Raw genomic sequence first — 7257 nt, forward strand, 5'->3', positions numbered from 1 at the left:
CGGTCGTTACAAATCGATCATCGGACACCGGCTGCGGGCGCGCTCATTCGGAGCGCAGCGGACGGAAGTCGCCATCGGCTGCTCGGTCCTCAATACAATGATGGCATGCGCACGCCCGAAATCCGTCCGCTGCAAGACTGCAACGCCGTAGCAACAGCATCAAAGACGGAATGCCGTTCTTTCAACGACCCGCGCACCAAAGCCTTGCCGCAGCAAAGGCCGAATTCAGCCAGAACCAGAAAGCCGAACCCGAAAGCGCCGCAACGACCGCAAACAGCAGCACACTGGTCAAGGCAGTTCGGCGTGCCGCGTCCTTCCCGGCCGGTCGTACTGATGCTTGGTTATCGTCGTTCATCGAGGGGTCTATCGAAGGTAGGTTGCCCATTCGAGCACAAGCAATACCAAGCTCAATAAGCAAAGTGATGAGGTTGAAATGCAATTATCACTAGCGTCGCCCCTAAGGCCGCACAAGACCGGATTGTCAGAATCACGAACGATTTATCGCGCAGGACGTGCATTTGGTGCAGATTTCAGTTTCACTTCATTTAGGCATCATTTTGAGATCATTTTGGCTGATTTGTTGGCGTCTACACGGACTGCCGGGTCAAATTTCTTTTGTCATCACGTTTTTTTGATGCGCGTGTAAATCTCCTATGGGTTGCATCTACCATGAACCGGACCCGAGCTTCGATCGCGGGTCGATCGTCAGCCAAAACGGCTAATTCATCACGATTAAATCGACCGTACGACGCAATTGCGCAGCCGCTGTTGAGTAATCGAAGCCCTCCTGCGTCCAATCAGAGTAGCACACTACGAAACGACATTATCGCTTGACGTGTGTGGCTGGGTGACAATGCCCACTTGCGCAAAGCGATTCACTTTGTCTTCATCTCCGTAAATTGAAACCGAGGGATGAGAAGCACTGATTGCTGTTACTTGCTTTTTTGGAAGGTTTTTTAGAACTCAGCCCTGAGATGTGAGCTTTGATTGAGGAGTGCCGAGTTCACATTTGGCTCGGTAAAACGCAGATTTTTAAATTGCCAAACATGAGAACGAGCCAGACGGTATCTTGAGAGCCGGCTTGCACGGGGGGATAGCGTTGTCTTTGAAGTCTTTCAACTCCGATCAGCTCTCTGCCGTCAAGCGAACGGCATCGTGGGAATACGAGCGGTTTTGCCAACGTGTGCGAATCGTCGAGGATGACTGTCAACCACCACGTCGACGAGCCGTTTGGGCATTGGTATCAATTTGGTTCTTCGCAAGTTTTTTCAGTCAGGCGCAAGCACAACCGATAGAGGCTCCGTTTGATGTTCGCCATAACGCCATTGGCGACGAAATTCGAGGCCCACAGACTATCACCTTGAAGACGATTGCGCCGCGATTGCAATACCTTGTTGAACCGAGCTTAAGTTATGTCGTTACGCAGTTGCACTCTAGTCCCGCGCTGGCCGCATTCTCGGGCTTTATTGACAAGGGATTCTATCTCTTGAGCAAGGATGGCGCTGTTCCTGCGCCGGCCACCTCGGGCATTGAGCGGGACAACCAGCTTATGCACGCCTTTTCCCTCTCAACCAAAAGTGACGACCTCAACATCATTTTCGACGATGACGACGGCGCCGCGCATCGGCTAACGATCTCCCATAGCCGTAACGCCGCAAGCATAAGGTTGATGAAGGCTGTCACATCCAATCTTGCTTGCTTTAGCTATCCCGACCCGCTCCGCATCACTTGGGACAACAGTTCTTATGAGGCCGTCCTCGCGATGAAGGCCATCTACGCCGAAAACGACGAGGTACAAGGTGGTGAGCGGGGGTGTGCGGCAAGCCATGGCAAAACTGTGAATTCCCAGTATGCCGAGTTAGCAACTACCGGAGATATTCTTGTATCAAGCAGGAATTTATACATAGCAAGTTTGCATTCAATCTATGTTATTCCTCTGGGATATTTTAATCCAAACGCCAATCCCAATAATATAGTTGTAAAATTAGATGATCTATATGCTGCAGTAAGTAATGCAATCACAGGTTTCGAGCGCGGCGAGAATCTGCCGGCGGCCTGCGTCAAGACAGACATCGATTGCGCTCAAATTCTGTTCGATCACGCACTTAATACACTCACGGAGGGGCATGCGAAATGACGACCAACTCCATTAACACTGCACAAGTATCCGGTCTCGTCCTTTATCAGGTATCCGCGATCTTCCTTTACGCTGTCGGGTTGGGTTCTGAAGCTTCAAAGCCGGGTCTTGGTCTGGCGGGCTGGGAGACGGCCAGTGGCGATGGACAATTCAACTCAAACGGTGTTCCCATTCACCCAGATCAGATCAAGGAGAATTCGGGTTATACGGCGGGGAATCTTCAGTGGGACTTCGGGCAGCGCCATAATGGTGATTGGGCCGCGGGCTATCAAGCTTTTATTAATACGTTCAGTCTTTCGCCGGAGTGGAACGCGCTCACCGCTGATCAGCAGAACCAAATCCTGACCAGCCTTCCCATGAATGGCGATACTCTGAAGACGAGTGCAGCTAATATGCTCAATCAGGTCGAATTCGACGAGCTTGACGCGTTTCTAAAGACCCCGCTGGGGATCGACGCCGCAGCAGACCTGGACCAAACGAACATCTTGGTAACGTCGGCAAAAGGACTGGATTCGGCCAACATAGTTGCCGCTAATGGTGGAGACGAAGCTGCGCAGACAATGGCCGCCGTGGTTGGCTTAAAGCTATTCAATCAGGGTGGGATTAAAGCTTACAACGCATTTGAGCAGGATCTGCAGGATCAGACGATTAAAACGGCTGACGACATTCAGACCTGGGTGTCCGACAACTACACACCAAAGAGCGCTATCGGTACCTGGAATCAGCAACGCGCTGGCCGCTGACAGTGTTTATAATAGTCTCGCGGTAGCGGCCGCTTTTTGTCTTTCTTCCATCGTTGCTGTAGTCGCAAGAGATATGGTGACCCCTGAGGGAAGCGAGGCGCCAGGGACGGAAGGTGCGCGCCTTGCTCCGCTCACATGGGGCGTAGGCAATAACCAAATTTCCGATGGGCAGAAAAGTTCCTCTAAAGCGCGGGGCGACCCGCCGGGGGTTTGATTGCGAAAGATGGAACCCCGAAACCATCATGGACGTTGTGTGACACCTGATCCGGCATTAGCCAGGATGGTCGTGGAGGTCGTCGATGGCAACACTGGATTCAAACGACAATCGCATTGCCCGTAGTCCGATAGTCGAGCCCTCGAAACCCAGACTCCTCGGCATCCTTGGTCCCGGCTTGGTCACCGGAGCTTCGGACGACGATCCGAGTGGCATCGCCACCTATTCCCAGGTCGGCGCGCAGTTCGCTTATGGTGCGACCTGGACGTTGCTGTTCTCCTATCCGCTCATGGTCGCCATCCAAATCATCAGCGGACGCCTTGGACGCACGACCGGACGAGGCGTGGCCGGCAACCTTCGGAAATTCTATTCCAACTGGCTGGTTCTTCCCTGTGTCGGCGTGCTTCTGATCGCCAACATCATCAACATCGGCGCAGATATCGGAGCCATGGGCGACGCCGCCAAGCTCATCATCGGCGGCCCCTCCCTGATCTACGTCGCGGCCTTCGGCTTCGCCTGCGCCGCCCTGCAGATCTTCATGGAATACAAGCAGTATGTCCGGATCCTCAAATGGCTGAGCCTTGCGCTGCTGGCCTACGTCGCAACGCTGTTCGTCGTCAAAATCGACTGGACAGCACTTGGCATCGGCTTCTTTGTCCCAAGGATCGAATTCTCCGGAAAGTTCCTGACCGCGATCGTCGCGATCTTCGGCACGACGATCAGTCCTTATCTGTTCTTCTGGCAGGCGTCGCAGGAGGTCGAGGACCTCAAGGAGAAGCCCGAGCGCGATCCCTTGAGGGACGCCCCCGAACAGGCGGCAGATGCCAATCAACGGATCAATCTCGACACGATCGCTGGCATGGGCGTCTCCAACTTTATCGCCCTGTCGATCATGGTGACCGCGGCAGCGACGCTTCATGCCCACAACATAACCGACATCAACAGCTCGGCGGATGCGGCCAAGGCGCTGGCACCGGTTGCCGGAAAATTCGCCGAGATACTCTTCGTCATCGGCATCGTCGGCACGGGCTTGCTTGCGGTTCCCGTGCTCGCAGGCTCCGCGGCCTATGGGCTGGGCGAGGCGTTCCGCTGGCCGACGGGCCTGGCTCGCAAGCCGCAGGACGCCAAGGCATTCTATATGACCATCGCCGTCGCGACACTCGTGGGCGCAGCTTTGAATTTCAGTGGCATCAATCCGATCGATGCGCTCTTTTGGAGTGCCGTCATCAACGGCGTGGTCGCTGTGCCGATCATGGTCGTCATGATGATCATGGCCGCCAGCGAGCAGGTGATGGGCGAACATACGATCGGCATCTGGCTCAAGGTCTTCGGCTGGCTGTCGACCTCCGCAATGACTGCATGCGCCATCGGCATGGGCGTGACGCTTTTCATCAAGTGACGTACGGCAACTGTCGGGTAGGTGTGCAATATTCGACGAGCATAATGTGCGTATTCCGATGAAGCCGGCCATCGATTCCGATTTGAAGCCGGCCAGTCATTCCGATTTCATTCCGGCCGGCGTTCCGATTTGAAGGCGGCCATTTGTCGGACTGATCCTGGGTCTGTTGGATGTTTGGATCGGGTTTTGTTTCAGGTCAAGCGTGCGGTGTTTCAGGCACTATCGGCGAGCGCTGTTTTCGCATGCTTTCACCGGTGAGATCGATGCGATAGGCGTTGTGGACGAGGCGGTCCAGGATGGCATCGGCGAGCGTGGGGTTTGCTATTATTTCCCACCAGCGATCCAGGGGCACCTGACTGGTGACGATCGTCGATCGACGCTCGTAGCGGTCTTCGATGATCTCGAGGAGATCGCGCCGCTGATCATCGTTGAGCTTTTCCGGTCCCCAATCATCAAGGATAAGCAGATCGGTCTTGGCCAGCGATTTGAGGATCCGGCCATATCGCCCATCGCCTCGTGCAAGGGCAAGTGTTGCGAATAGCCGGGGAACCCGGTGGTAGGCGACGGAGAAATCTTCGCGGCATGCTTTATGGCCGAGTGCACAGGCAAGCCAGCTCTTGCCGACGCCGGCCGGCCCTGTGACGAGAAGGCTGTGGTGCCTGCGGATCCAATCGCAGCCAGCAAGCGTCATGAACAGATTGCGGTCGAGACCGCGTGCGGCACGAAAGTCGGCATTCTCGATCTGCGCATCGTGGCGAAGTTTGGCAGCCCTGGCGCGGGCTTCGAAGCGCTTCTGGCGGCGTATGGTGGCCTCTCGTTCGAGTAGTATGGCAAGCCATTCTCCATGCTCGAGGTCGCGCGCTTCGGATTGTGCGTCGAGCTCCTGGAAGGCTGTGGCCATGCCATTGAGGCCGAGTTCACGCAGCATGTTGATGGTGGGATTGGTCAGCATTGGTATGTCTCCTCAATGAAAGTAATCAGGGCCACGCAGATTGGCATGGTCGACAATGGCGGTTGGTTCGGTGGAATGGCGCGCCGCCTTGTGGTTGGCCAGCAGCGAGGCGATGCTCTTGCAGTTCAGGCCACCGATCTCGACGGCGCGTGCTGATACGGCTTCGGCCCGATTGCGTTCGATGTCGCGAAACAGGCGAAGCACACCCAGGCATGTTCGAAAGCCCTGTTCGGGGTGCGGACGGCTAGCAAGGATTGCGATCACCAGGCCCTCTGTCTGTGGCCCGATGGATGCGGCCCAGCGCCGAAAGCGATCTGGTGTCCACTCAGCGTATCGCCGGTGGGAACTGGGCATGTGATCTGGGTCGGTTCCATGGCGAGGACCACCATACCGGCGCTGATGCACGGCGATGCGCTTGCCGCGGTGGAAGATCTCGATGGTGCGTGCCGTTGCCCTCAGGTCGACCTGCTGGCGAATGAGGGCATGGGGGACGGAATAAAAGAAGCTTTTGAACTCGACGTGATAATCGGTCGAGACACGGACCAGACGCCATTCGGCGAATTCGTAGTCTTCACCCGGAAGGCTGGCGAGCGCAGCACGTTCGACACTTTCAAATACTTGCCGCCGGGTAACACCCAATCGACGCATGAGGTGATCGTTGATGCGATCAAGTGCTTGGCCAATAGCGGCATTGGCCTCAGCCAGCGAGAAGAAAGTCAGTTTGCGCAACCGCCCCAGGATGCAGGTCTGAGCAAAACGGACTCCGTTCTCAACTTTCGATTTGTCCCGCGGTTTCTTTGGCCGTGCCGGGAGAACTCCGACGCCATAGTGGGAGGCCATCATGCCGTAACTGCGGTTGATCTCGGGATCGTAGAAGCTGGCGTGGTTGACGCCCGACTTCAGATTGTCGGGAACGATCAGCCGGGGAACGCCTCCAAAAAAATGAAACATCCGGACATGCGAGCCGATCCAGTCAGGGAGCGTTTGCGTCCAGGTCGCCTCAGCATAGGTGAAGCTCGATTCACCGAGCACCGCCACAAAGATCTCTGCCTCGCGGATCTCTCCGGTCTTGCGATCAACGATCGGGATCTTCTTGCCGGAATAATCGACGAACACCTTGTCGCCAGCAGCATGCTCCTGGCGCATCGTCGGTGAAAGCCGCTGTTGAAACCCACGCAGGAGTTCACAAAAGCGGCTATAGCCGTAACCGTCGGGGTGCGACCCACGATACTCCTCCCACAGGATGAGCATGGTAACGCCCGGCTTCTTGAGCTCGATGGCAAGATCGGCCCAATTGGGCTCGACCCGTCGTCTCGTGCCGTGTTTGATGCCATTACGAGTGAACAGTTTGCTCTCGAGCGCATCGTCGGTGAGATCCCCAGGCAAGGGCCAGTTTAACCCAACCGCTGCCGCGCGCTGCAGATTATCCTGCACCGTGCTACGCGCAATTCCCAATAAGACGGCAATCTCACGCGAGCTGGTTCCGCTTGCCGCAAGCCGCAGCATTTGTCGCAAATGTCTCATGGTCAGCCTTCTCTTTGCCGGCATCAAAATCCCCTCGTTCATCACGAGGTATCGATGCCAAAAGTTGCTGACCCAGGAGGTAATCTTCAGTGCCGAAAACTGGCCGGTCTTTGATTGGAACGGTGGCCGGCTTCAAATCGGAATGGTGGCCGGTCTTTGATCGGAATGCCGGCCGGCTTCACGTCGGAATCCGCGATCGTGTCCATTGGAGTGGTGTAGCTGACGGCTGATTGCCGTGCTTTCCGACGTCGGGTCGGAGGGGATGTCAGCGTGCCACAGCGGGCAGAC

At 56.0% G+C, this 7257-nt stretch carries 5 protein-coding genes and 1 pseudogene; 4 read left to right on the forward strand and 2 right to left on the reverse strand.

The genetic code is table 11. The annotated features are described in order from the left end of the window. The 4 genes and pseudogenes from EV561_RS36515 to EV561_RS36530 all read left to right on the forward strand — a co-directional run. Positions 1-151: pseudogene (locus tag EV561_RS36515) on the forward strand (IS5/IS1182 family transposase); the annotation flags it as partial. Between the two features lie 948 nt (positions 152-1099). Continuing rightward, on the forward strand, positions 1100-2137 hold the full coding sequence (locus EV561_RS36520; RefSeq protein ID WP_132528713.1) for a hypothetical protein: 1038 nt from the start codon (positions 1100-1102) through the stop codon (positions 2135-2137). Continuing rightward, positions 2134-2880 (forward strand): hypothetical protein, encoded by a 747-nt coding sequence (locus tag EV561_RS36525; RefSeq protein WP_132528714.1) that lies wholly within the window; start codon positions 2134-2136, stop codon positions 2878-2880. Before EV561_RS36520 ends, EV561_RS36525 begins: the two co-directional genes overlap by 4 nt. Positions 2881-3179: 299 nt before the next feature. Then, positions 3180-4493 carry a divalent metal cation transporter gene (locus EV561_RS36530; RefSeq protein ID WP_132528715.1) on the forward strand — a complete coding sequence of 438 codons (1314 nt, stop codon included), beginning with the start codon at positions 3180-3182 and terminating at the stop codon, positions 4491-4493. 196 nt (positions 4494-4689) lie between these two features. Here the strand turns inward: EV561_RS36530 and istB are convergent, their stop codons facing one another. Beyond that, positions 4690-5445: an IS21-like element helper ATPase IstB gene (istB, locus tag EV561_RS36535; RefSeq protein ID WP_132528716.1), complete on the reverse strand. Its 756-nt coding sequence runs from the start codon at positions 5443-5445 to the stop codon at positions 4690-4692. Between the two features lie 12 nt (positions 5446-5457). Beyond that, positions 5458-6993 (reverse strand): IS21 family transposase, encoded by a 1536-nt coding sequence (istA, locus tag EV561_RS36540; protein WP_165928057.1) that lies wholly within the window; start codon positions 6991-6993, stop codon positions 5458-5460. Between the last annotated feature and the right edge of the window lie 264 nt (positions 6994-7257).

Origin of the sequence: Rhizobium sp. BK376 (assembly GCF_004341625.1) — a bacterium.
Classification (GTDB): domain Bacteria; phylum Pseudomonadota; class Alphaproteobacteria; order Rhizobiales; family Rhizobiaceae; genus Rhizobium.

Coding starts and splice junctions, on each gene's coding strand:
- EV561_RS36530 (WP_132528715.1), top strand. CDS start 3,180: ATGGCAACACTGGATTCAAACGACAATCGCATTGCCCGTAGTCCGATA.
- EV561_RS36525 (WP_132528714.1), top strand. CDS start 2,134: ATGACGACCAACTCCATTAACACTGCACAAGTATCCGGTCTCGTCCTT.
- istA (WP_165928057.1), bottom strand. CDS start 6,993: ATGCCGGCAAAGAGAAGGCTGACCATGAGACATTTGCGACAAATGCTG.
- istB (WP_132528716.1), bottom strand. CDS start 5,445: ATGCTGACCAATCCCACCATCAACATGCTGCGTGAACTCGGCCTCAAT.